This is a genomic window from Rossellomorea pakistanensis, assembly GCF_016908495.1.
GTDB lineage: Bacteria > Bacillota > Bacilli > Bacillales > Bacillaceae_B > Rossellomorea > Rossellomorea pakistanensis.
The window spans coordinates 260,201-283,727 of record NZ_JAFBDZ010000002.1 but is presented as its reverse complement, the minus strand read 5'-3'; the positions used below and the strand labels follow the sequence as shown (position 1 = coordinate 283,727).

At 39.3% G+C, this 23,527-nt stretch carries 23 protein-coding genes; 4 read left to right on the top strand and 19 right to left on the bottom strand.

Annotation, left to right across the window (positions count from 1 at the left end):
- Positions 1-108 precede the first annotated feature (108 nt).
- The 4 genes from JOC86_RS09160 to JOC86_RS09145 form a co-directional block, all read right to left on the bottom strand.
- Positions 109-1,287 (bottom strand): hypothetical protein, encoded by a 1,179-nt coding sequence (locus JOC86_RS09160; RefSeq protein ID WP_205171037.1) that lies wholly within the window; start codon positions 1,285-1,287, stop codon positions 109-111.
- Positions 1,288-1,382: 95 nt separating this feature from the next.
- Positions 1,383-2,186, bottom strand: a complete 804-nt coding sequence (locus tag JOC86_RS09155) for a MurR/RpiR family transcriptional regulator (protein ID WP_205171035.1) — start codon at positions 2,184-2,186, stop codon at positions 1,383-1,385.
- 112 nt (positions 2,187-2,298) lie between these two features.
- Positions 2,299-3,621, bottom strand: coding sequence for a 6-phospho-alpha-glucosidase (locus JOC86_RS09150; protein ID WP_205171033.1), 1,323 nt, complete (start codon positions 3,619-3,621; stop codon positions 2,299-2,301).
- 24 nt (positions 3,622-3,645) lie between these two features.
- Positions 3,646-5,274, bottom strand: coding sequence for a PTS transporter subunit EIIC (locus tag JOC86_RS09145; RefSeq protein ID WP_205171031.1), 1,629 nt, complete (start codon positions 5,272-5,274; stop codon positions 3,646-3,648).
- Between the two features lie 210 nt (positions 5,275-5,484).
- On the opposite strand from JOC86_RS09145, the gene JOC86_RS09140 reads away from it, so the two are divergent.
- Positions 5,485-6,819 carry an FAD-dependent oxidoreductase gene (locus JOC86_RS09140; protein ID WP_205171028.1) on the top strand — a complete coding sequence of 445 codons (1,335 nt, stop codon included), beginning with the start codon at positions 5,485-5,487 and terminating at the stop codon, positions 6,817-6,819.
- Between the two features lie 936 nt (positions 6,820-7,755).
- On the opposite strand, the gene JOC86_RS09135 is transcribed toward JOC86_RS09140, so the two are convergent.
- Positions 7,756-9,051, bottom strand: coding sequence for a hypothetical protein (locus JOC86_RS09135; RefSeq protein ID WP_205171025.1), 1,296 nt, complete (start codon positions 9,049-9,051; stop codon positions 7,756-7,758).
- Positions 9,052-9,802: 751 nt separating this feature from the next.
- Positions 9,803-10,522, bottom strand: coding sequence for a YebC/PmpR family DNA-binding transcriptional regulator (locus tag JOC86_RS09130; protein WP_205171022.1), 720 nt, complete (start codon positions 10,520-10,522; stop codon positions 9,803-9,805).
- Between the two features lie 56 nt (positions 10,523-10,578).
- Here JOC86_RS09130 and JOC86_RS09125 point away from each other — a divergent pair, with 56 nt between their 5' ends.
- Both JOC86_RS09125 and JOC86_RS09120 read left to right on the top strand, forming a co-directional pair.
- Positions 10,579-10,785 carry a hypothetical protein gene (locus tag JOC86_RS09125; RefSeq protein WP_205171019.1) on the top strand — a complete coding sequence of 69 codons (207 nt, stop codon included), beginning with the start codon at positions 10,579-10,581 and terminating at the stop codon, positions 10,783-10,785.
- Positions 10,786-10,866: 81 nt separating this feature from the next.
- Entirely contained in the window at positions 10,867-11,046 is a 180-nt protein-coding gene (locus JOC86_RS09120) for a hypothetical protein (RefSeq protein WP_205171016.1), read from the top strand.
- A gap of 162 nt (positions 11,047-11,208) precedes the next feature.
- Here JOC86_RS09120 and JOC86_RS09115 read toward each other — a convergent pair whose 3' ends face one another.
- The 13 genes from JOC86_RS09115 to JOC86_RS09055 all read right to left on the bottom strand — a co-directional run bounded on the left by JOC86_RS09115 (position 11,209) and on the right by JOC86_RS09055 (position 22,616).
- The gene (locus JOC86_RS09115; protein ID WP_205171014.1) at positions 11,209-11,928 is read right to left on the bottom strand and encodes a DUF4352 domain-containing protein; all 720 of its coding nucleotides are present in this window, start codon (positions 11,926-11,928) and stop codon (positions 11,209-11,211) included.
- Positions 11,929-12,010: 82 nt separating this feature from the next.
- A complete protein-coding gene (locus JOC86_RS09110) occupies positions 12,011-13,429 on the bottom strand; it encodes an alkaline phosphatase family protein (protein WP_205171011.1) in 1,419 nt (472 codons plus the stop codon).
- 231 nt (positions 13,430-13,660) lie between these two features.
- Complete coding sequence (locus JOC86_RS09105) at positions 13,661-13,801, bottom strand: hypothetical protein (RefSeq protein WP_205171008.1); 141 nt, start codon at positions 13,799-13,801, stop codon at positions 13,661-13,663.
- An 83-nt stretch (positions 13,802-13,884) separates the two neighbouring features.
- Complete coding sequence (locus JOC86_RS09100; protein WP_205171004.1) at positions 13,885-14,379, bottom strand: DinB family protein; 495 nt, start codon at positions 14,377-14,379, stop codon at positions 13,885-13,887.
- 79 nt (positions 14,380-14,458) lie between these two features.
- Positions 14,459-15,073 (bottom strand): FMN-dependent NADH-azoreductase, encoded by a 615-nt coding sequence (locus JOC86_RS09095; RefSeq protein ID WP_205171003.1) that lies wholly within the window; start codon positions 15,071-15,073, stop codon positions 14,459-14,461.
- Between the two features lie 28 nt (positions 15,074-15,101).
- Complete coding sequence (locus JOC86_RS09090; protein WP_205171000.1) at positions 15,102-16,481, bottom strand: MFS transporter; 1,380 nt, start codon at positions 16,479-16,481, stop codon at positions 15,102-15,104.
- A 63-nt stretch (positions 16,482-16,544) separates the two neighbouring features.
- Positions 16,545-17,135 (bottom strand): TetR/AcrR family transcriptional regulator, encoded by a 591-nt coding sequence (locus JOC86_RS09085; RefSeq protein WP_205170997.1) that lies wholly within the window; start codon positions 17,133-17,135, stop codon positions 16,545-16,547.
- Between the two features lie 444 nt (positions 17,136-17,579).
- Entirely contained in the window at positions 17,580-18,233 is a 654-nt protein-coding gene (locus JOC86_RS09080; RefSeq protein ID WP_205170993.1) for a hypothetical protein, read from the bottom strand.
- 47 nt (positions 18,234-18,280) lie between these two features.
- Positions 18,281-18,670, bottom strand: coding sequence for a DUF4181 domain-containing protein (locus JOC86_RS25310; protein ID WP_205170990.1), 390 nt, complete (start codon positions 18,668-18,670; stop codon positions 18,281-18,283).
- 84 nt (positions 18,671-18,754) lie between these two features.
- The gene (locus tag JOC86_RS09070) at positions 18,755-18,985 is read right to left on the bottom strand and encodes a DUF3953 domain-containing protein (RefSeq protein ID WP_205170986.1); all 231 of its coding nucleotides are present in this window, start codon (positions 18,983-18,985) and stop codon (positions 18,755-18,757) included.
- A gap of 162 nt (positions 18,986-19,147) precedes the next feature.
- Positions 19,148-20,512, bottom strand: a complete 1,365-nt coding sequence (locus JOC86_RS09065; protein ID WP_205170983.1) for a UDP-glucose dehydrogenase family protein — start codon at positions 20,510-20,512, stop codon at positions 19,148-19,150.
- 15 nt (positions 20,513-20,527) lie between these two features.
- Positions 20,528-21,448 carry a UTP--glucose-1-phosphate uridylyltransferase GalU gene (galU, locus tag JOC86_RS09060; RefSeq protein WP_205173460.1) on the bottom strand — a complete coding sequence of 307 codons (921 nt, stop codon included), beginning with the start codon at positions 21,446-21,448 and terminating at the stop codon, positions 20,528-20,530.
- 295 nt (positions 21,449-21,743) lie between these two features.
- Entirely contained in the window at positions 21,744-22,616 is an 873-nt protein-coding gene (locus JOC86_RS09055; RefSeq protein ID WP_205170980.1) for a helix-turn-helix domain-containing protein, read from the bottom strand.
- Between the two features lie 589 nt (positions 22,617-23,205).
- On the opposite strand from JOC86_RS09055, the gene JOC86_RS09050 reads away from it, so the two are divergent.
- On the top strand, positions 23,206-23,523 hold the full coding sequence (locus JOC86_RS09050) for a hypothetical protein (RefSeq protein WP_205170977.1): 318 nt from the start codon (positions 23,206-23,208) through the stop codon (positions 23,521-23,523).
- Positions 23,524-23,527 lie beyond the last annotated feature (4 nt).

Below are 23,527 nucleotides of genomic sequence, written 5' to 3'. Positions count from 1 at the left end.
CAAGCCCCTACATAACGGACAATCATATTTTAAATTCATCTATATTTGAAGGACGAACTGCATTTAAAAAGAATACTGGAGTTAGCCCTTTGAAGAACTAGAAAATTATTAGTCAATAGCATTCTCAACAAAATATTTATCTGTTTTGATTTGTTCTAACTCCCACTTTTCATTTGAAATAAAAATGACATTATCGTGTTCGGCAACAATTCTCCCATTTATAATCATTTTATTCCCTTCAATATCCTTTACGATTATTGAATTATGTTGATATTCACTAGCTGGTGTAAAGATCCTAATCATTTTGGCTGTTGCAACCGATACTCTTGGTGTCATCACAAATGCCCCTAACAGAAGCAATATAACAAACATTAGCATACCAGTCTGAGTATTGGGACGTCTTATGCCATTCACGACATCATATACTACTTCAAAAACTGCTCCCCTTTCTGAGGAGGAGTTTGTAATTTTTTCTTTAAACTTATCTTCAACAAATAATGCTAGGAAGTAGCTAACTATTAATGGGATGATGAATATAACCATTGTTTTATAGATAATGGTTTGTTCATTAAAATATTCACGAAATGGGTTTACACTAATGATAAGAAGTATTTCAATTATAGTTATATAAGGAAAGACAAAAATAAAATTCAGATGCTTTTTATAAGGGATCCGAGAAAATAATGATCCGAAGCTAAACAACATAAGATAAGTTAAAATTATTATTAATTCCTCTGAATGGGAACTATTTGGAGTTAAAATCATTCCAATTGTTAGGATTACAAAAGCGAATAATACACCAGTCAAGGATTTAAATATTACCCTACTGCCATAAACCATAAAATAACTCATAATGGCAATAAACAACGGGAATAACCAAATGATCCCAAACTGAAAAACGATTTCTGCAGAAATGTCTTTAGAGAAGAATTGTGTAATGATTACATGGAAAATAACAAAACATACTGCTGCCATGATTTTATTTATAGCCCTTTTCTCTTGCCAAACTTTTATTGTATATATAATTACTGACGTAGATAAGGTGATCATTAACCAAGTAAAAGCTAGTGTATTAATATGAAAGGGAACAAACCTCCGGAAAAGCTCAAAGTTGGAAAAGGAATTGTTCAGCTCCCCTCCAAAGTAATATCCGAATAAAAAATTATATGATGTTAAATAAGATACTGTAGAAAAAAATCCAATAGCCAAGGTAATAAGCCCAATCTTTTGATAAATAGATAATGAAGTTTCTAAAGTTTTGCCTAAAATACTTGTTGATTTGTTCATAGAGACCTCCAAGCGTTTAAAATTTATTCATCTTCTCCTCTTACAAAATGACCCAAAGAAACTAATTCGCAACTTTGAGTCATCCTTTTTAAAGCTCAACCCTTCAACCTATGCGTCATCCCCTCCATATAAAGCTGAAGAAGAAGGTCTACAAACATAATCGCAATTGAATTATACGTGGTAATATTAAACGAAACGTCCAGCGGTTCCTTTGATCCGTAAATAGGCAGGATCTCATCGGCAATCTCGCCAAGAGCACTTTCTTTACTACTTGTGATCGCGATAATTCTGATTTCTTGTCTTTTCGCAATTTTTGCTTTTTTTAGGATATAGGAGGATTCCCCGGATCTTGAGAAGACCACCATTAAATCACTTTTAGAGAGATGGTTCATGTAAATCCCCCCAGGTGCGCTAAGATCTACGAGCCATGCATCCTTCCCAATGATTTGAAATCGTTGGGTAAAGTAATTGGCAATAATTTCAGAAATCCCTGAACCGCAGACCATCATATGAGTGGATTCCTTTAAATAGCCTATGAATGTATCCAAACTTTTTTCATCCAGACTCTCTATGGTTTTACTGTAATTTTCCTGAAATAGAACTTTTAGTTGATGGGCGGTTTGTTTCATAGAGGAATAGTCGTTGTCTTGATTGGCGAGTAAAAATTCATATTGGTTTTTTAAGTGGAACTTTAATTCACTGTAACCGCTCATTCCTAACTTTCCGCATAATCTTGAAATGCTAGAGGTGGATACGAAGTTATTCTTTGCGGCTTCTCTAATACTATAGTTTTGTAATTCTTCGATATGTTCGATTAAATCCATCAGTACCGCATATTCGGTATCATTGATGGAATCGCCTACAGTGCCTAAGACTTTATTTAATAATAGTCGTTTCATCCCCGCTAACACCCTTTCTATTCATATTCCTATTATAAACTAGAAGAAGGAAGCGAAAAAGTTGAGCCCTATAAAGAAAAAAGACCCGAACATCATGTCCGGATCCCAATCCTTAAGCCAATGCTGGCCAATAATCTTTATTCGCTTCGATTAGCTCATCTAATACGGTTTTCGCTACTTCGGCAGAAGGGAATGTTTTGTTTAACGAGAAGGCTTGTAATGCCTTTTGATAAGATCCTTCCAACGCTGCTTCAACTAATAGTTTTTCAGAGGCAAGCTGTTGTTCAATCAATCCCTTGTAGAATAATTCGATAGATTCCATTCTGATAGGCTCTGGCCCCCTGCTCGTAACATAGGCTGGGATCTCTACCATGGCATCTGCCGGTAGATTCGGGATAGCTCCATTATTTTCAACTATAAGTAAGAAGCGCTCGCGACGGTCAAATGCTAAAGACATCGCCACATCGACAATGAACGTACCATGGACTCCGACATTAAAGCCTTCCATGAATTCTCCTGTTTGTTCTAAGTGTTTAATAGAATCAAAGAGATTTTTCTCTCGATTGTCCATGACACGGTTTGCTCTTGTATAAGCCGGGTCCGTTTGATCCACAACGGTTTGTGGAATCAAGTAATATTGTAAATAAGAGCTTGGTAGATATTGCGGGAAAAGCTGAAGCATTTTCGCTACATTCCGATGGGCTTTAATCCAGTCCGCGTCAGAATGTTGTAAATCCTTCGATTGTTCAGGAGTGACTAGCCCATGCTCACTCATATACTCCCTTAACTCTTTCATCCGGCTTTCCCCTTTGACATAGACATCTGTAAACCAGCCAAAATGGTTTAGGCCGAAGTAATCGACTTCAATTTCATCCTTTTCACAGCCTAGAATTTCTGCCATTCGCAACATCATTCCAATTGGCATGTCACAGATATTTAAAATCTGTGCGTTCGGTCTCATTTTTCGAAGGGCTTCGGCGACAATGGCTGCTGGATTTGAATAGTTGATAATCCAGGCACTTGGTGCATATTGCTCGGCAAAATCACAAAGCTCGATCATTGGGGTAATGGTACGAAGTCCGTACGCCATCCCGCCTGGTCCGCACGTTTCTTGTCCCACAATCCCGTGGCTAAAAGGAATCTTCTCATCCTTCTCCCTCATCACGTTTCCACCAACCCGAAGCTGGGCAAAAATGAAATCGGCTCCGGAAAACGCTTTTTCAGGATCAGTTGTAGCCGCAATTTTCACATTGGAATCAAATTCATTTACGACCTTTTCTGTAATAAGTGCCACCTGGTTCTGTCGTTCTTCATTAATATCGTAAAGACGGATTTCACTAACAGGAAATTCCTCACGCTTCAGCATTAACGCTTTGGCAATTCCAGGGGTATATGTTGAACCGCCGCCTGCAATTGCGATTTTAAATGTCTTCATGTTTTAACACCTCTTTAGCTGTTTTTATTCACCCATCTGTTGGTCCATGACATTTCTGTATTCCGATACTTTCATACCAAAAACAAGATGGATTTCTTCATCGGACGGCTGTGACATTCCAAGAGCATCTGGAACCTTTTTCAGCCCCTCTTTATTCACAAGCGACGAATCATGGACATAGATTCTTAACCTGGAAATACAGTTGGTATATTCTTTAATATTGTCCTTTCCTCCTAAAAACGCGATGACTAATTCGATGACTTCGTTTTTATCGGTCTTCTGTTTCAGAAGTTTGGAAGCTGCCACCTCTGCTTGTAAAACATCCTCTGAATCATCTTCCTCTGGTTCTCTTCCAGGAGTCATGATATTGAATTTTTCGATATACCATTTAAAGACAAACAAGTAAATGAAGAACATCACAATCCCGACAAGGGTGACAGGAATCCAGGTTGATTTATGTCCTTGCAAGACGCCGTTAAAAATGAGTTCAATAATGTTATTTCCACCTATATAAGAAGCGTTCACTAAATCAAGAATGGCGAACGATACACCGGTTAACGCAGCATGGATGACAAACAGACCTGGAGCCAAGAACATAAATAAGAATTCAAAAGGCTCGGTTACACCTGCAAAGATCGAAGCACTTGCCGCTGAGATGGCGATGACCTTGGCACGCGGCTTGTTCCTTGCAGCAAGGTAAATCCCAATCAAGGCACCAGGGACTCCGAAGACCTTAATAGGAGTAGCCCCTTGACCGAGCCACACGCGGGTAATATCAGAAAGATCCCCTGAAAAATTCCCGCACCCCAGTGCAGAAGTGGTAATCGCTTTCGTACCTGTGAACACTTCCCCACAAATTTCTTTCGTTCCGCCGACTGGAGTAAAATGGGCCAACGAGTACCAAACATGATGAAGCCCTGTCGGAATCAAAATTCTTTCAATAAAACCAAATAGGAATGAGCCGACAACCCCAGCGCCCGTAACGAGTTCGGCCACACTATAAATTCCCCCGCCAATATAGGGCCACACGAACGGAATAGCAAGTCCTACAACCATAAAAATAAGTCCGGTGACAATCGGTGGAAAGTGCTTCCCTTGATAAAAGCTAAAGATCATCGGCAGGGATTTATTTCGGTATTTCTTCGTCGCCCAAGCCGATACGGTTCCCACAATCACGCCGCCTAATACCCCGGTATCAATCGTTTGAATCCCTAGTACGAACGTTTGCATTGCCTTTCTCATATCCAATGTCTGAGAAAGACTGACCATATTATTTTCTCCAATCGCTACCTCAGGACGAATCGCCATTCCAAAATGATTAATGGCCAAGCTCGAGAAGGTAATCATAAATAAGTAACCAACCACCGCAGAAAAAGCAGCCAGCTCCTTATTCCCCTTCTCCGACATTCCAATCGCAATCGATACAGCGAAGACAATCGGCATAAATCGAATAACGACCAATCCAGATTCACTTAAAGCATTAGCGATAAATTGAATCCAGCTGCTGCCCAAGAATGGAATAGCTTCAATAAAATGAGGATTTTTTAGTACTGCCCCTAATGTCAAAAGCAAAACAAAGAATGACATAACGGCTACAGCCATTAAAAAAGATCTCCCCAGTTTGGAAAAATAACTTTGTACATTCTTTTTCATCTGTCACGCCCCCTTTTGTTCAAAACGGTGAATGAATTCGTTTTCAGTATGATACCACACCGATTCTGTTCATCTTCCATTCTTGAAACATGTTTTTATGAAAGCGCTTATTCTGAAACATGTTCTAACCTTCCAAGATTTATAGATTGCCTCCCACTATTGCGTTACGATGAAGACAGAATATAGATCCTTTATAAGGAGGAAAGACCATTGGATAATCAATATGACATTATAGTGGTAGGCGGAGGACCTGCTGGCATCAACGCAGCGATTGCCGCTGGCCGTAAAAATAAGAAAGTACTACTAGTAGAAAGACATGGTTTCTTGGGGGGCATGTCCACGATTGCAAGTGTATACCCTTGGATGACCTTCCATACAGAAAGCGGAAAGCAAGTGATCAAAGGGATTGCAGAAGAAATTGTTCAACGATTAAAGGAACGAGGTGCATCTCCTGGACATCTCCGAGATACATGCGGATTTGTGTATAGCGTAACGCCTTATGATCCAGAGGTTTATAAGGTCCTAGCGGTTGAAATGCTTCAGGAAGCAGGGGTAAATTTATTAGCTCATAGTTTTGTCGATCATCTTGAAGTGAAGGATAACACGATTCAATACGTAGAAATCACATCGAAATCGGGCAGACAAAAAGTGTATGCCGACATGTTCATCGATACATCGGGGGATGCCGATCTTGCCTATCTATCAGGTGCCCCAACCTTAAAGGGCCGTGATGAAGATCAAAAAACCCAGCCACTAACAATGAAATTTCGAATGAGGGGAGTCAATCTCGAGAAGATCAAAGAGCATATGATCCAACATCCGGACAACTTCTTCAGAAAAACTCCTTTCGAAGAGCTCCCGGATCTCCCATTAACCGCAGTACAAGGGTTCTATAAAGAATGGAAAGAGGCCAACCTCCCCATCAACCGTGACCAAGTTCTCTTCTTCGCTGGTCCTGCCAAAGATGAAGTGCTGGTCAATATGACGAGGGTTCAAGATTTAGATGGAACACAAATAGAGGATCTAACCAAAGCCGAATACGAAGGCAGAAAACAAGTATTAATGGTGGCAGACTTTTTAATAAACTGGATCCCTGGTTTCGAAAATGCTTCGATCTCCAGTACCGGTGCTCAAATCGGGATTCGTGAATCAAGAAGAATACAAGGAGAGTATATCTTATCAAAAGAAGATGTCATCGCAGGTAGACCATTTGAAGACGTCATTGCCAAAAGCGGGTACCCCATTGACATCCACGCTCCAAGCGGAAAAGGAATGGACATCGCTTGGGTAGAGGGAGACGGCTCGTTCGACATCCCCTACCGTACACTAGTTCCAAAGAAAATCACCAATCTATTGGTAGCAGGACGCTGCATCTCTACCTCCCACGAAGCACTCGCGACTACGCGCTTAACACCTAGTGCTATGGCGGTTGGACAAGCAGCTGGAACGGCGGCAGCTCTTGCGTTGGAAACGAATGCTAGTCCTTCTAGTATTGATGTGAGGGAATTGCAGAGGCAGTTGGTGGAGGATGAGATGGTGTTGTGAAGATAATAGGAAAGAACCCGGGAATTTTCGGGTTCTTTTTTTGACTATTGGCTATTGCTAATTAAACGTTTGTTTAACGTGATCCCCAGTACATCACCCTAACCATTCCCATCCTCTTTCATCCTTAATACCCTAAATAAATAGTTTTTGAGCTATCCTATTCTATATAAAAAAATTTTTAAATATTTAAATTTAGGGTGTCCACTTCATCCTACTTTTCTCTATATAACTAGCGAAAAGAAAGCTGAAAAAAGTACATTGTTACTTGAATTAGAGCGCACTTTGATTTACGGCCAATAGATTTTACCACCTTCGCCATGTTTTTTACCAGCGAATGCCAAGGAATTTACCAGGCTACGCCAATACAATTACCAATAGATAAAAAAAGCCCTACAGATTAACATTCTAGACCCTTCATAAATATCCTGCTCAGTCCAGTTATATGGAAGAGGTACAACCCGTATACATCTAACAGTTTTTCTTTTAGTTCCTCGGGAAAAGGAACCCAGCTTTTGTATCCTAATTATTTTTGTTGATTTCCGTTTTCCGTTACAATTCTTACTCGGCATCATTCTTTTAATTGGTTTTCAATATCGTTTGAACGTTTAGTTTCATTTTTTATGTAACGACGCTCAAACTTTTTCAATGAAAATATGTAAGGCTAGCTTCTCTGTCTGTGAAGTCTCGTGCATTAAGAAACTTAAAATATATACATTTTTTGGTGTGTTTGGGTTCTTGTTTTTATTCTTATAAAAGTAAAATCTTAGATAAAGTGAGATTCTTAAAATAGACAACAGAACAAAAAGGAAAAGTTTGTTGTACCAGATAAGGAAAACATTTAACTCTATGCAAAAAATATTTATAACCAAAGCAATAAACCACTTCAAAGCACGAAAAGGGATAGTTCCTTTTCGTGCTTTAAAGGGTTAAAATCTATTATGGATTAATTATAACAATATCTTCAACAAACGCTTTGCCGCCCTGCCCCGGCTCATACCGGTCCGCAACGACACGGGCGGTGACCATGACTTCCAGGTATTCTTCGCTGCTTAATCGCTTATAGATGTGAGGATACTTCTGACGATGAAGTATTAGAGTCCAGCCTTCAAGAGCCCTCGGGTAGAGGACAGGCTGATCACCATACGGATCTTCGACGATTTCGATTCCAAAGTAATGATCTTGCAAATCTTCATACCCTTCTGTAAAAGAAGTACGTAACTTAGCCGTTCCTTCTATTATAAAAGCCTCTCCCGCATGAGAAGACATATCATACAACACTTCCATGCCCGTTAACGATACGCCCCTCTCCTTCATATATGCCTGAGCGCGGTCCGACGGCGACTCATACTTTTCAGGCAGTGGTTCGTATTCAGCGTCTTGGCCAATTGCTGCAAGACTTGACCATGGCGTGAAACGATCCCCAGGTATAATAGCAGTGAGGGTTACATGAACCATTCCCTCAAGGGCCTGTTCATACAGATCACGATATTTCTCCCTGTCTAAAGCGACACTCCAAAGTTGCTCATCCTTAACACTTGTATCTCTTACTTCTAAGACAAAATGAGTTGGTTCCAAATCCCTATATTCACGATTGATATAACCATACGTCACAAGCTGAGCATTCCCACTTAAGGCAAACGGCTGATCTGACATACCCTTCATATCAAACACGACATCACTTGCATTCAGTTCAATAGAATGGTTTTTCATATAGCGTGACAACTCTTCATCCAGCGGCTGCTTTTGCGCTTCACTTTCTTTAAAAAAGATTTCTTCAGCCATCGCCAAATGTCCTTGACCTACTTCAAAATAGTCAGCCGGAATAGAGGCATCAGCATATATGTCCACAGGACCTTTCTTTAATTCTTGAAAGAGTTCCGGAAACTCCTGTCTAGATACATACAAATACCAATGCAGGGACCCCTCCTTAACAACCTTGATCACAAAGTGTGTCGCTTCCAAATCCTTGTAACCATAATTATAATAACGACTAAGCTGAGCTTTACCCTTCAACGCAAACCGCTCGCCTACAAATTCTTCTTCCACTCGATAGGGAATATCCATTGTACCTAAAGACCTATCTTCCATGAACTCGATGAATGTATAGTCGTCTTTAAGAATGTATTCTTCGTCAATCTTTCCCTGCGGCTTAGACACTTCCTCTTGACCCACTGTTGGAGAACAAGCCCCCAAAAGCACTATTGTCATCATTAAAAGAAAACCTTGCTTCACAATGTATACGTCCCTTCTCTAATCATTTCCTGTACTCTGTTCCTTTAGCATAGCATATGACTATCTTAAAATGAGCTTGTCATTAGAGAGGGATACCACAGAAAAACAACAAAACCTGCTAACTCCCAAAAACCCTCTAATACATTTAAAAATTCTAGACTTGACCATATTTCTTGGTATTTGTAATACCTGCATCCCTACTCTCCTCTTATTCTTTATTAGAAAAAACCTATACATTAACTGGCATTTTGAGATCATTTAATCGCTGTAGTGAGAATACAGGAGATAACATCCTCACCAAGGAATTTCAAGTCTACTAACAAATGATGAAGTTCAGTATATGCCTGTAAAGTGGAAAACAGCCTGTCATTAGGTGGTAAGAAGAATGTCATTGGTGGTACATTTCAGTGGCTGTAATCAAAAAATACAAAAAATTGATTTATTGATACTAGATAAGTGGTTATTAACAGAATTTCAGAGGAAAATGTGATTCCTTATGTTGATCACTGGACGAGCTGGCCGGATGGTGAGGATGAAGTGTTAAAGGAATATGTTGGATGAGCAAAGTGACCCGAATGAGGCTGGTGTTGAGGTTTGAGCGGATGCTTTGATCGGGTATTTTGTGGAGAAGTAAGTTTTTTGTTTTGTGGGATTTGAAGGAGACTTAATAAAAACCGGTTGACGCCATCCGGTTTTTGTTTGCATAAAAAAGCAGACCTTTTGTTCATAAACAAAGGTCTGCTTTCCTATTTTACTCACCTAAATCCACATTATGGTACACTTGCTGAACATCTTCTAGGTCTTCAATCGCATCAATCATTTTTTCAAATTGTGCTTGTGCATCTTCTGGAAGGGTTACGTCACTTTGGGCAAGCATCGTTAGTTCTGCTACAGTGAAATCCGTTACTCCAGCATTTTTGAAGGCTTCTTGTACAGCATGGAATTGGTCTGGCTCAGCATAGACGATGACCGCTTCATCCTCTTCTAAAATGTCACGTGCATCGACATCCGCTTCCATCAAAATTTCAAGAACTTCATCGGCTGTTTTTCCTTCTAGTCCGATAACCGCTGTGGCATCGAACATATAGGCTACAGATCCACTTACACCCATGTTCCCACCGTTTTTCCCAAACGCTGCACGCACTTCTGAAGCTGTACGGTTGACGTTATTGGTCAGTGCATCGACGATGACCATTGATCCATTGGGTCCGAAGCCCTCGTAACGAAGTTCGTCATAGCTTTCTTCTGAACCGCCTTTTGCTTTTTCAATCGCACGGTCAATAATCGTTTTTGGTACGCTGTATGTTTTCGCACGCTCAAGGACGACTTTTAGCGCTTGATTGGATTCTGGATCGGGTTCACCCTGCTTGGCTGCTACATAAATTTCACGTCCAAACTTCGCATAAATCCGGCTTGTATTGGCATCCTTTGACGCTTTTTTCTCTTTGATATTATTCCACTTACGGCCCATATTGGTTCACTCTCTTTCCCTTTGAATCTAAAACAGAATAACTATATAAGTTCATATTGCTGGTAAGCAAAACGATTGAAGATGTTGTTTTTTACTATTTTATTATAGCAGAAAAAGGCTACCTTAACAGCCTCGCGTTGGAGACAAGCTTTCATTGCTTCATAAAAAACACAGCGATTATTAAAAATGGCGGTGTTAATGACGGTTCTGCTGTTGACCTAAAAAAGCCGCTAAGTAAAGTAAGAAAATGGTACCTAAACTAACTCCTACTAACATCGAATAGTCAAAAACATTTTTCAGTGCTAATCCTAACAGGATGTTTGAACTGAATAACAACGATATGAATGCTCTTTTATGCCGTCAAAAACCGGAAAAGTGAAAATAATGATATGAATAGTGCTTTTGATGACGTGAAAAACCTCGAAAATGTCCTTGGCTGGACTTTACCGGCGCTGTTAGCGGCGGTCATTAGATATGTTTCGGATTATAAACGGGAAGAGATGGTTTATCGGGCTGGGGTTTGACTCTATTGATTGAGAGGCTGAGGATATCGGTCGAGTTTCTATTTTTATCAGTCGGTTTGATTCGGATATCGACCATTTCTTTTTTCTTGTTACACTGTCATGTGAAACTTCATAAATCATTAAAAAAAGGAAAGGCTCCGTTGTCGGAACCTTTCTATTTCATTAAAACTCAATTTTAATTTTTTGCGAGTCGGCAATTTTTTTCTCGTTTTGATCAAATACATCACTCGTTGTGATTTCGACCCACTTGATATCCTCTTCTTTATGATCATGGTCGGCGCCCTCTTTTTTGTTGCCTTCATGAGCTTTTTCAGCATTCACGATGAAGCCAAGGTTACCTGCTTTGGTGGCGTTGCCTTTCAATTCACCATTCAGTTCTTCCAGGTAGATATCCTTTTCCCATGTAAAGGTTTCGCCTGAGCTTGTTTTAAGAAGGGCGATTGGGGCGAAGTTTACTTTTTCCGAAGAGGTGTTTTTAACCTCGACAAATACCTTTACAAAGTCAAATTCTTCCGCATGTGTTAACACGTGAAAATAGTCGATCATGCTGTAATCTGGTCTTAAATGAATGAGTTTCATTTCTTTTACGGTTACTTCGACAGGTCCCACTTTATATGTTTTGTTGACTTTTTTAATCGACTTTAACGTCGCTTCCCCTTTTCGATCCTTGTAGGTTTGGCCAACCTTTTGTAAGGAGCGATCATCCGTTACTTGTGGATTGGGTTGATATTCCCCTGTTTGCTTCTGCTTTTCTTCATTCTTCTTTTCATTTGCTGATTGGGTCTCGCTTTCTTTTGATGTTTCCTTGTTTTCTGGAGATGCATTGGCCGAACAGCCAGCCATTAGGAAGAGTACTAGTAGGATTGAAAGTGCCTGTTTCATGGTGATTCCTCCCTCATTATGTCCCTTGTAAAAAAGTTCCCGTCGACTAGAGTGACGACGGGATCCTTTTATTTTGTCCTTTTTACTTATCGTTGATTTCAATCTTATATTTCAAAGCATCGAAAACACTCTTAGCAATATCCGTGTTGTTGATTTGTCCTGCGAAATTCTCGCTTGACGGTCCGAATGCATATACCGGAACGTCTTCACCTGTGTGTCCGCCTGTTGTCCACCCAGTATGTGAGCGCTTGTTAAAGATATTTTCAATAGCATTGTCAATTTCTAGCGTTTCTTTTGTTTTAGCCGCTTTTTCAACGGATTGAATCTCATCTGCTGTTAATTGCAGCTTCTCTTGGTCAATATACTTTTTCAATGTTTCTTCAACTTTTGCACCATTCGCAATTTCTTCTGCCATGAAGTCAGGTGTACGTTCAGCTGCTTTAATTGGCTCACTGAACCAATTGTAAATTCCATCTGCACCGATGGAGTATCCTCCTGTAGAGTGGTCAGCTGTTGCCACTACTAGTGTATGTTTGTCTTTTTTGGCAAATTCAATCGCTGCTTGGAATGCTTTTTCGAAGTCTTCCATTTCACTCATTGCGCCAACGATGTCGTTATCATGACCAGCCCAGTCAATTTGGCTTCCTTCTACCATAAGGAAGAACCCGTCTTTATCTTTGTTTAATTTCTTAAGAGCCGTATTGGTCATTTCTTCTAGTGATGGAGTTTCTTTTTCACGGTCGATCATTTTGGGTAATCCGCCATCTGCAAATAATCCGAGTAACCGTTCATCTTTGTTGTTTAACATTTCATTTTTGCTATCCACATACGCATATCCATCTTTCTTGAACTCTTCTACTAGATTGCGGTCATTGCGAATGAAGTTACTTTTTCCTCCACCAAGAAGAACGTCTACTTTATGTTCCCCGTTAATCATTTCATCAAAATAATCATCGGCAATGGAATCCATATTCTTACGGCTGTGGTCATGGGCGCCGAAAGAAGCCGGAGTCGCATGGGTAATTTCAGAAGTCGCAACAAGTCCTGTCGCTTTCCCTTTTTCTTTAGCGGCTTCAAGAACGGTCTTCACTTCTGAACCGTCATTGTCTACACCGATTGCATTGTTATAGGTTTTAATCCCCGCTGACATTGCCGTTGCAGCAGACGCAGAGTCCGTTACATTTTGTTCGGGATCTTCTGGATACGTCATTTGCTGACCAACAAGATAAGGGTCATAAGCCGTACGTTCCTTTACCTTTGTCGATGGATCATCTTTTAAGTAACGATAAGCAGAAGTATAGGAAACTCCCATTCCATCCCCAATTAAGACAATGACGTTTTTAATTTTAGCGTTATTTTTATGTTTAGAGACTTCTTTTTCTTCATGTTTAGGGCCTTTTGCTTCAATAGAAGGCTGCTGTGTTCCTATCATACTACCAATAGCTAGAGAGGAAAGCACTGCGATTGGCAATAGCTTTTTCATAGATTTTTTACTGAACATGATGTTGTCCTCCTTAGAACATATTCTATATTTCTAGAACAAGTATGATAGGAAACTATTTATCTAGCATTAACTCTATGTAAATTAATTGTAAATTTGTGTCGGACTTTTCTTTTTTTGAGTCGTTCACCTAATTTTTGTGGTGCGAATCATGGATACCAGTCAGATCGTGTTGGACCGGGTAATGACGCTGTGAAACTTCGTAAAAGCTAAAATTAACTTGGGTCCGGTTTATTTGTCTGTTAACGCAGTTAATTTGTCCGTTTCCTCTAATAATTCAACCGTTATCAGCATTAATTTGTCCGTTGTAAGCAATATATTGACCGTTCGACAAATTAATACAAAATTCGCCCGCGACCCCGTTGCTACCAACCCATAAATACAACTAAAAGAAGCTTGGCAAAAAGAGTCTCCTTCTTTTTGCCAAGCTTAAGGGCGAGAATAAAATACTGGATTTATAGCTTCGCTTTCAATTCTTCCATTTGTTCTAAATGTCTTTTTTCGTGGTAGCCGATGAAGGGAACCCATTGCTCTAAGCTCACTAATCCGAAGACGGGATGCGGGAAGGCTTTTTTCTTCAGTTCTTCGCTGTTGCTGCTTGAGACAACCTGAAGAAGGGCGTTTCGGGACTGTTTCAGCTTCTCTTTTATTTCCTCCAATGTAATAAATTCTAAGGATGGTTCAACAAATGAAGGAGCTTCTACTTTTTTGGAGCGGTTTACCGTTAATTCGATTGGCTTGGAATCAACCGTTTGCTTTTCTCCTTTTTCCAAAGTTGATTGGATCGTTTTCGCTATGCTTCCCTCCATTAAATACAAGTGGTGGAGAATCTGCATAACCGTCCAGCTGTCTTCTTCTACTTTTCTATTCAACTGTTCATCTGACAAGGTGTTTACACTATTTAACAATTCTGCTCTAATCCTTTTATTATGCTCTAAATACTGTTCCATCTGATATTCCTCCTATGCGCTAATCCTATTAATAGAATATCAAAGTAAGGAGTAGATGGTAATCATTAGCTTTTGATCATCAGAAAGATCTTGCCGTTTGAGTTGCTTGTAGGAGACCCTTTTCAATAATCGCTTCCCTTTGATCCGGAAATTGATTATGCCCCTCAATAACTACGGTTTTGATGTCTGTAATTCCAAAAACATTCAAGTGATTTTTTACAAAGCTTACCGCCATTTCAGAAGAGTCTCCTTCTGCATATACCCCGCCCCTCGCGTTTAATAAGGCCACTTTTTTATCCGGTAACAGACCTACTAAGCCTTCTGCTGTATATTTAAAGGTTTTGCGAGGGTGATGCATATAATCAAGGTATGTGTGTAGCACGGCTGGAACGGTTAAGTTCCAAAGCGGGAATGCCATGACCACTTTATCCGCTGCTATAAACTGGTCTAGGTGTCTTGCGACGATATCATGCTCAGACTTTTCTTCAAGATTGAGTTCCATTCCTTGGGCGGATTTAAAATTTCCATTGATCATCACATCACCTAAATAGGGCAAGTGTTCTTGAAATAGATCGAGCTCAACCACTGTGTCATGCGGATTTGAGGCTTTATAGCTTTCTAAAAAGGCCTCATATAATTTTCCACTTACCGATTCCAAGCGATTGTTTGCTTTTACAAATAAAGCTGTTGTCATTTTTAATCTCCTCCAAATTTGTCTGATTTTAGCCTTCCAATTGAATGTTTTTTCTCCTTGCTCTGCCAAACTGAAAAAAGTAAAACAGTAGAATGAGCACATGTAAAGCAGCAAGCACGAAGAAAATATTACTGTAAATAAAACCATTTGGATTGATGGTCAGCGGATTCCAGTGCCCATTAGAACCGGTATCCACCACCAGGCTGTAAACCCCTGTAGCCATTCCTCCCGCAATAAAATTCAGCATTGAAAAGAGGCCCATTCCAACTCCAACCTGTTCCTTTGGTAATGTACGCGAAATCGAATTAGACATGGCAATGAGCATAAAGGATTGCCCGACATTCCCGAAAACCAGAAACATGGCAATGAAGATCGGAGCGCTACCCGTAAAGGTTGAAAGCAATACAAAGCATGTCACTAACAATCCGGATGCCAAAAAGAATAGATGCGCGTTCCCTTTCAAATCAGCTAGTTTGCCGCCTTTCCTTCCTAAAATCGCTGAAGCTACTGCGGCAGGAACCATAGCAAACCCAATCCAACTTGAAGATAGCTGTTGAACATCTGCCAGAAGCAAGGGACTCACAAAATAGAGAGAAAAGCCAATCCCATTGATTAAAAAAGCAAGCGTTAGAATAAGGGTGTACTCCTTATTTTCAAAGAGCTTTGGCTGAACAAAGGGCTCGGAAACGGAACGGATTCGTACTACGAAAAATACCAGCGTGAGGAAACCGCCAATCATAAACCACCAAGTACCATTCGTCACACCAAGAAGAAGCAAAGATATGGTACCAGCAAGCAACCCTCCTCCAACCCAATCAAATTTTCCAGATGCAACTTGCTCCTCATCCTGCAAATATTTACGGTAAAAAGGCAGTGTGAGTAAAATCAGGAGAGGGATACAGAACAACCAGCGCCAATGGGCAACCGCGACAATTAACGCGGAAATAATCGGCCCAAGTGCACTTCCGATTGCCAAACCTACCGCCGCCATACTGATAGCTGAACCTCTGCGTTCTGGAGCAAAGTAACGCACCGGGATGATCATGGCTGTTGCCGGGATCGCAGCTGCCCCTGCAGCCTGCAGGCATCTTCCCACAAGCGCCAGCCAGAAGGTTTGTGAAACCAGGCCGACTAATGACCCGATCGCAAAAAGAACCAATCCGAACGTCAACAAATTTTTAAGCTTGTAACGATCAGCTAATTTTCCGTAGGTCATTGTTCCAATCGCATAAATCAGCGCATAGGCAGAAGAGAACCAGCTTACTTGAGAGATGGAAAGGGTAAACTCTTCACTAATTTCAGGGAGGACGATGTTAAACATTAATCCGCTCATTGCTGATATGATCAGGGTGAACATGAGAATGAGCATCAATTTTTCTCCTGTTTTCTTCGGTATTTCTTTTTCCATTTTTTTCACTCCCTTCGTTTGAATGACTGTCTGTACTGACTGACATACAGCTTTGAAAAAATACTAGGGGGTTAAAGCCCTAGTAAAAATTTGCACACTTTCCGAGATAAACTCTTCTAATGAGACAGTTGGAAAGTTATCATTGGACTCCAGGTCGTTCATGAATGCTCCAAAATTCATCATCATAAACGACAGTGCCTGCACTTCGGGATTCGTCTGAATGAGTTTCCCTTTCTCCGACATTTCCGTGAAATATTCTGATAAAATGTCCATTAGCTGTTGAGGCTGTTGCTGGGTTCTTTCCCTGAATCCTGGCATATTGCCTTCTTCCTTAATGCTGATCTGAATCATTTTCCGGTTACGGTTCATAATTTCGTGGTACGTTCGGCTAATTAGGAGCAAATCGGTTTCTAAATCCCACACAAGCTTCTCGTTAAAAAGCTTTTTCATCTCTTCAATATAATGAAAGCGGTCAAAAGCGGATTCGAGAAGATTTTGTTTACTACCGAAGTGCCGAAACAAAGTCTTTTCACTTAACCCTGCTGCCACTGCGATTTCATTTGTGGTGACACCATTGTACCCTCTTGCTGCGATTAGATCGATGGCTGCCATCAACAACTTATCTTTGCTGCTCAAATTTTTGCTGCTACTCATTTTTTACACCCTTTTTGATTGACTGTCAGTACTGACTGTTATTTAAGACCATAATATTCCTGTTTCATAAAAATGTCAAGGGTGATTTTCATTTTGGGCGGATTTTTTTAACTAACTAAAAAAAGCGACGCTATATCGCTTTTGTCAGGCAGATAACCAACTATTGATCAAGAGGATCATCCCGTATGCAAGAGCAATGGCGGGACCGACAATGAAAAGACCCCTCCACAATGGTTTAAGAATTCAAATGAACTCCCTCAATAAAATTTCCCTATGTGCCGTTGATTGCTTAATCAGCTCGAATTTATTATCCTTTATTAAGTTCATGAGAAGCTTGGCTTCCGTCCACTAAACGGAACTTATTATGAGTAATAATGGCAGGATGAATCCTATGAGAATATTAAAAAATGATAGTTCCAATCTAGAAACTCCTTTTTTAATGGCTTATAATTTTCTACTTTTTTTACCCGACTTCATTTTAATGTTCACATCGGTTGTACTGCCACTTTCAATGTAATTTTCCATTTGAGACACATCAATTTGCTTCTCGATCTTCACATTTTTTCTCTCATTTCCTCTGAGTTTGATCACAGATGACCCATTGTTATTCATTAGTGTTTCCATTGCGATGCGTTCGTCATATTTTTCATAAAACTCAATGGCAAATTGGACATCATCTTTGCTGTGATTAACAAATGAAAGCTCACACACCCCATGCAAGGTAGACTCGTTGGACAGCTTAAAATGACATTTACTGAGATCGCGCTCATAGGAAACAGCATAAATACCTTTTGCCATTGTCTTTTGATATGTATTTACGATAAACGAAGGAAAAAATAAGACTATGATAATAGCAAGTAAAACAAAGCGACCATGGTATTTTTCTATTGATTTTACAAGAAGAAATAAACTCGTTATCAATAAAAGAACCGCTGCAATCCCACCATAATTTAGTCCATTTATTGATTTATTAGGGATATTCAAAACACCTGCAATCCTATCACTAAAAGGGGCTTCATGTGGAAAAGGAAACTTTACTATCATTGTTGCGATTAGAAATAGGAGAGCCAAACAGAAAAGCTTTGTATTTTTTATCATTGTGAAAACCACTTCCATTAGGCAAGTTTAGAAACGCTTTCTTTTAACTAAACAAACCAATTGTAAACTATAAATAAAAATACTATGTTTAATCCTAATTGGCTAAAGGTTAGGATATAATCTTTTGGATTTGATGAATATTTCCACTCTATAACTGCTCGGAAAAGATCAGTAGAAATAATGGAAAAGATCAGTATAATTGATGGCAGAAGTAGATTAGGGGTCGGATCAGAAATACTTAGGAAGAACATAAGTATGTATATACATACAAAAGTGATCCTTATCAGCCATTCACCCTTCTTATGCACATCATTTACAAAGTTATAGGAAAAGAATTTTTTCCTCTCTAAATGAAGCCAATTTCTCATTGCCTTATTTAACAATAAATGTAGAATAAGGTACGCCAATAGGATGGCTATTAACTTTGGCCAAAACATAGAATCCAAGCCAGAACTATGCATGAAATTTATCCTCTCTTTTAAAATAAAGCTAAAGAGCAGTTCTTTTTTACATCTAAAACATTAGCCGATGAAAACATAAACCGAAACAAACAGGTTAAATCCAAACACTAAAAAAAAGGCAATAGCCGAAGACTTTCGATTTTCTTGCAGTTCAATCATTCCCATTACTAACATCATTGCTGCCAAGAAAAAAAGCATATAAGGCATTACTGAAAATCTATCCGTTATGAAAGAATAGATGGCTAAAATTGATGAAATGACTCCAAATAAAACTTTCAACTTTTTTAACAAAAAACAACCTCCCAAAATTCTACACAAAACACCTCATCATCAAAATTTTACCATAAAATCCATTTATGGTCTTCTTCAATGTTCACCTCTACTAGAAAAAGTGCGATCCTTTAGTTGATAAGAATCGCACCAACTTTTTATTCGATTAATAAGAAATCATTACTAGTTCTCAAACCCATCACCATATTCGACAAACTTCGGGTCCTGCCTGGCACCTGTCAGAATTTGTCGGCCGATGGAGTGGTAGGTGAGGCCTGATTTTTGGATGGTTCGGAGGTCGAAGCAGTTTCGGCCGTCGAAGAGGACGGGTTTCTTTTCTAGTTCCGCGATGGTTGGTAGGTTTAATTCTTTGATTTCTTCCCAGTCGGTTAGGATGAAGATCATGTCTGCATTGGCTATGGCCTCGTAAGCAGTCGATGTGTATTGAATTTCAGCAGATTCTGGATATAATCTTTTCATGTTTGGTATCGCTACTGGATCGTAGGCGTTCACGGTTGCTCCGTAGTGTAGGAGTGTTTTGATCACTTCGATTGCGGCTGATTCTCGAATATCATCGGTGTTTGGTTTGAATGCGAGACCTAGGATGGCAGCTTTTTTTCCTTTTAGTGAGCCGAAATGGTCTAATGCTTTTCCGATTAGCTTGATTTGTTGACTGGAGTTCACTCTAATAACGGATTCTAATAGCTCGAAGCGATGCTCGATATCGCCAGCGATTTGCACTAAAGCATTGGTGTCTTTAGGAAAACATGAGCCTCCATAGCCAATTCCGGCTTTTAAAAATTGCGGTCCAATCCGTTGGTCCATCCCCATCCCTTTTGCCACGTCTTCAATGTCTGCGTCTAATTTTTCACACAGATTGGCAATTTCGTTGATGAAGCTTATTTTCGTCGCAAGGAAAGCGTTAGATGCATATTTTATCATCTCGGCACTTTCTAAAGAGGTTTGTAGTGTTGGTATTTGGAATGGACTATATAATTCTTTGAGAACATGTGTCCCGTATCTTGATTCTGTTCCAATCACAATTCGATCGGCTTCAAATGTATCTTGAATGGCGGATCCTTCTCTCAGGAATTCCGGGTTTGATGCCACTTCAAAAAAGATAGGCTCTGTAAGGCTTTGCTGAATCCATTGTTTTACCTTGTTGTTTGTTCCAACGGGTACCGTGCTTTTGGTGACGATGATAGTCCCGTCTTTAATTAAATGCTTTCCGATGTTTTCTGCAGCTTTTTGAAGGTATAAAAGGTTTGCGGATCCATTAGGGTTTGATGGAGTTCCAACCGCTAGTATGATGACGTCTGCCCTTTCACATGCTGTTGAATAGCTTGTTGTAAAGCTTAAGCGATTTTCATGGAGATTTTTCTCCATCATTTCTTCAATACCTGATTCATAAATGGGGGATTTTCCAAGTTGTAGCATATTGATTTTTTCTTCATCTATATCGAGACAGGTCACATTGTTCCCTACTTCTGCCAAACAAACGCCTGTCACAAGACCTACATATCCCGTTCCAATAACCGATACTTTCATGCCAGCGGATCCCCCTTAATGATTCATTATCTGGAGTATTTGTCGTAAGTACTGTTCTACTTCATCTTGTAAATCATTTCTTTTCAGAGAAAAATCGATGGTTGCTTTTATAAATCCAAGCTTGTCGCCGATGTCATATCGCTTTCCGTTGAATATATTTGCGCAGACAGGATAGGTTTGATTATAGATATTGATGGCGTCTGTTAGCTGGTATTCTCCACCGGCTCCTGGTGTCAGGGTTTCAAGAATATCAAAGATTTCAGGGGTTAGTACGTAACGGCCAATAATGGCTAGCTGAGAAGGGGCTTCTTCGATTGAAGGCTTTTCGACTAGTCCTTGAACCGTAAATGTACATTGTGTTTTATTATTTGGTGGGAATAGTCCGCTTTTTACCGGGTCGATGATTCCATATTTCGAGACGTCCTCGGGTGGCACCTCTTGTACGCCGATAATGGAAGCGTGGTGTTTTTCATAGACTTCTAGAAGCTGCTTCAGGCATGGCTTCTCGGATTGGATAATGTCATCTCCCAGCATGACAGCGAACGGTTCGTTTCCGATGAAGCTGCGTGCACAAAGAACAGCGTGGCCAAGTCCGAGTGGTTCTTTTTGCCTGATGTAATGGATGTTTGCGAGATTGGTAATGTCCTGCACTTCTTCAAGGGCAGACCATTTTTCTTTTTTCGCTAGGACTTCTTCAAGCTCGTAGGATTTGTCAAAGTGATCCTCGATGGCCCGTTTCCCACGGCCTGTCACGATAATGATATCTTCGATGCCTGATGAGACCGCTTCTTCAATAATGTACTGGATGGTTGGTTTGTCTACGATGGGAAGCATTTCCTTTGGCTGAGCTTTTGTCGCTGGCAAGAAACGAGTGCCCAATCCGGCTGCAGGAATAATGGCTTTCTTCACTTTTTTTGGGGCGTCTAAAGGATGCAAGAAACGAGAGAATTTTAACGAAATTTGAGACTCCGACAAAACGTCCACCTCCGATAAAATCTTTCTTCTACTGTCATTTTATCAAAGGGAATTGGCGGTTATCACAAAATCCACAAAAACTTTAGAAATTATTTACATTCAGGGTAACGCGGTGAAGTGGTGCGGGACGGTTCTTGGGTGCTTTAAAGCAGTAGAGAGACGTTTCCTTATTTAAAGGTTTATTTAGTTTATGTTGCTTTTGTATAATTGCATGGATTGGAAATACAAAAGGAGCGCCTCTCTCGAAACACTCCTTCTAACTCATCTCTTTTATTTTTTCACTTATAAATTTGATATATTTATCATCTCTCTGAAGCTCGAAAACAGTTAGTGCTTTCTTCATGTATGTTATCGCTTTATCTAAATCCCCTTGCAGCTCATAGTTATATCCAATGTGATAATGTAGTTCTCCAAGTAAAAACATGTTCTCCTTTTCGATACACCAATTGATTGCTTGCTCACAGTATCTTATGGATTCTTCTAACTTACTTAATCTAGTTAGAGCTCTAGCATAATTGTAGTAGAGACGTGTTTTTATGGTGTAATCATTTAAAGTAGGAAGCATTTGAAGTTCGTCGTTAATTTTCATGTAAGTTTCTACTGCTTTTTCGATATCGTATCTAAAATAAATTATGCCTAAAGAAATTTGAATTTCTATTTCACGCTCTGAAAATACTTTCGTTTTTTGCCTTGTAAGTTCAACAGCTGATTTTAAGGTTTTTATAGTTTTTTCAATGTCTTTTTCTAATTCATAAATATAAATTCCTTTGTGCCATAATAGCAGTTGTAAATTTACTTTATTTTGAAAGAATAAAGGATTATTTTCCTCTGCTTGGACAATTTGTTTTAAACCTTGATAGTCAAAAGTCCTGCGAGCTACCTTTAATTGGTACTCGACTTCTTGCACATAGTCCAATCTTGGTGTCATCCCTATATCAAAGAAATAGTTAACATCGACTCCTAATTTTTGCGAAATTAAATAAAGTGTTGATGCATATGGGTAAACAATGCCCTTTTCAATTTTACTGATTTGTGCTTGTGTACAAATACCTTCTGCTAAATCCTCTTGTGAAAGGCCAACATTTTTTCTAAGCTCTTTAATTTTTTTACCTACAGCAGAGAAATCCATTGTGTTCCCCCTAAAAATATTCCTATAATTATATTTTTTTATGAAATAGTTAGCTTGGCTAATATAAATTAATAAATCTTTCTGAAAATTCCCTGAGAAAATGAATGTTAATATTTTTTAAATATGATTTAATATTAGTAATAATGATACATTTATCATATCTAGTTATTAGTAATCGAATAAAGGGAGGAAATACCTATGAAGAAGAAATTATATGCAGTAATTGCAGCATCCTTTCTAGTATTTGGTCTAGTTGGAGCATTTGGTGTAGCAACCAGCTCTCCTTCACTTCAAAGTGAACTTCCAGATATTCATTAATTTTTTGAGTCTACCTTACTTAAAACATTACCTTTATTAAGCACTTCTATTTTGGAAGTGCTTTCTTCTATTATACCGTATTTTTATGTACTCTGGTTAATACTGGAGTTATTCTTTTGAGAATATTCACGAAGTTATATAATACCCCAAAACAAAGGGATTTTAACCCCTAATTAAAGAAAATCACGTCAATATCTTTCACAAGACCAAATACCCCTTTTTTATTCTTCTGATAGTATAAAAGTACAATAGTTAAGGGAGGTAGTGGAAAATGAATAATATTGAAATGAATATCGTCCCTTCTTATGTAGATGATGAGCTAGCGATTGTGTTCCATATTGAGTTCACCCAGTATTCTCAGAAGATCGGAGAAGCCAAGGTTTACACCTATAACCATGGCAAAGTGGGAGAAAGCTCTTCTCGAACGGCAGCAGGCTCAGCTAACCAGAAATATGGAGTTCTTAAAGAATTCAATGTCATCGAAGAATACTCACAAATCACAATGAACAAAATGCGCCACTTCTTAAAAATAATCGGAATCTCAAACATAGATCAAGCAACGAAACTTTCGAACGTATCTGCCCTTTAAGGGC

What these genes read in the sequence shown, in the direction of transcription:
- JOC86_RS09080 (WP_205170993.1), bottom strand. Translation starts at nt 18,233, where the DNA reads ATGATAAAAAATACAAAGCTTTTCTGTTTGGCTCTCCTATTTCTAATC.
- JOC86_RS09055 (WP_205170980.1), bottom strand. Translation starts at nt 22,616, where the DNA reads ATGGATTTCTCTGCTGTAGGTAAAAAAATTAAAGAGCTTAGAAAAAAT.
- JOC86_RS09085 (WP_205170997.1), bottom strand. Translation starts at nt 17,135, where the DNA reads ATGAGTAGCAGCAAAAATTTGAGCAGCAAAGATAAGTTGTTGATGGCA.
- JOC86_RS25310 (WP_205170990.1), bottom strand. Translation starts at nt 18,670, where the DNA reads ATGTTTTGGCCAAAGTTAATAGCCATCCTATTGGCGTACCTTATTCTA.
- JOC86_RS09130 (WP_205171022.1), bottom strand. Translation starts at nt 10,522, where the DNA reads ATGGGCCGTAAGTGGAATAATATCAAAGAGAAAAAAGCGTCAAAGGAT.
- JOC86_RS09090 (WP_205171000.1), bottom strand. Translation starts at nt 16,481, where the DNA reads ATGGAAAAAGAAATACCGAAGAAAACAGGAGAAAAATTGATGCTCATT.
- JOC86_RS09110 (WP_205171011.1), bottom strand. Translation starts at nt 13,429, where the DNA reads ATGTTCAGTAAAAAATCTATGAAAAAGCTATTGCCAATCGCAGTGCTT.
- JOC86_RS09050 (WP_205170977.1), top strand. Translation starts at nt 23,206, where the DNA reads ATGAATAATATTGAAATGAATATCGTCCCTTCTTATGTAGATGATGAG.
- JOC86_RS09065 (WP_205170983.1), bottom strand. Translation starts at nt 20,512, where the DNA reads ATGAAAGTATCGGTTATTGGAACGGGATATGTAGGTCTTGTGACAGGC.
- JOC86_RS09160 (WP_205171037.1), bottom strand. Translation starts at nt 1,287, where the DNA reads ATGAACAAATCAACAAGTATTTTAGGCAAAACTTTAGAAACTTCATTA.
- JOC86_RS09120 (WP_205171016.1), top strand. Translation starts at nt 10,867, where the DNA reads ATGCTCTTTTATGCCGTCAAAAACCGGAAAAGTGAAAATAATGATATG.
- JOC86_RS09115 (WP_205171014.1), bottom strand. Translation starts at nt 11,928, where the DNA reads ATGAAACAGGCACTTTCAATCCTACTAGTACTCTTCCTAATGGCTGGC.
- JOC86_RS09155 (WP_205171035.1), bottom strand. Translation starts at nt 2,186, where the DNA reads ATGAAACGACTATTATTAAATAAAGTCTTAGGCACTGTAGGCGATTCC.
- JOC86_RS09095 (WP_205171003.1), bottom strand. Translation starts at nt 15,073, where the DNA reads ATGACAACAGCTTTATTTGTAAAAGCAAACAATCGCTTGGAATCGGTA.
- JOC86_RS09100 (WP_205171004.1), bottom strand. Translation starts at nt 14,379, where the DNA reads ATGGAACAGTATTTAGAGCATAATAAAAGGATTAGAGCAGAATTGTTA.
- JOC86_RS09145 (WP_205171031.1), bottom strand. Translation starts at nt 5,274, where the DNA reads ATGAAAAAGAATGTACAAAGTTATTTTTCCAAACTGGGGAGATCTTTT.
- JOC86_RS09150 (WP_205171033.1), bottom strand. Translation starts at nt 3,621, where the DNA reads ATGAAGACATTTAAAATCGCAATTGCAGGCGGCGGTTCAACATATACC.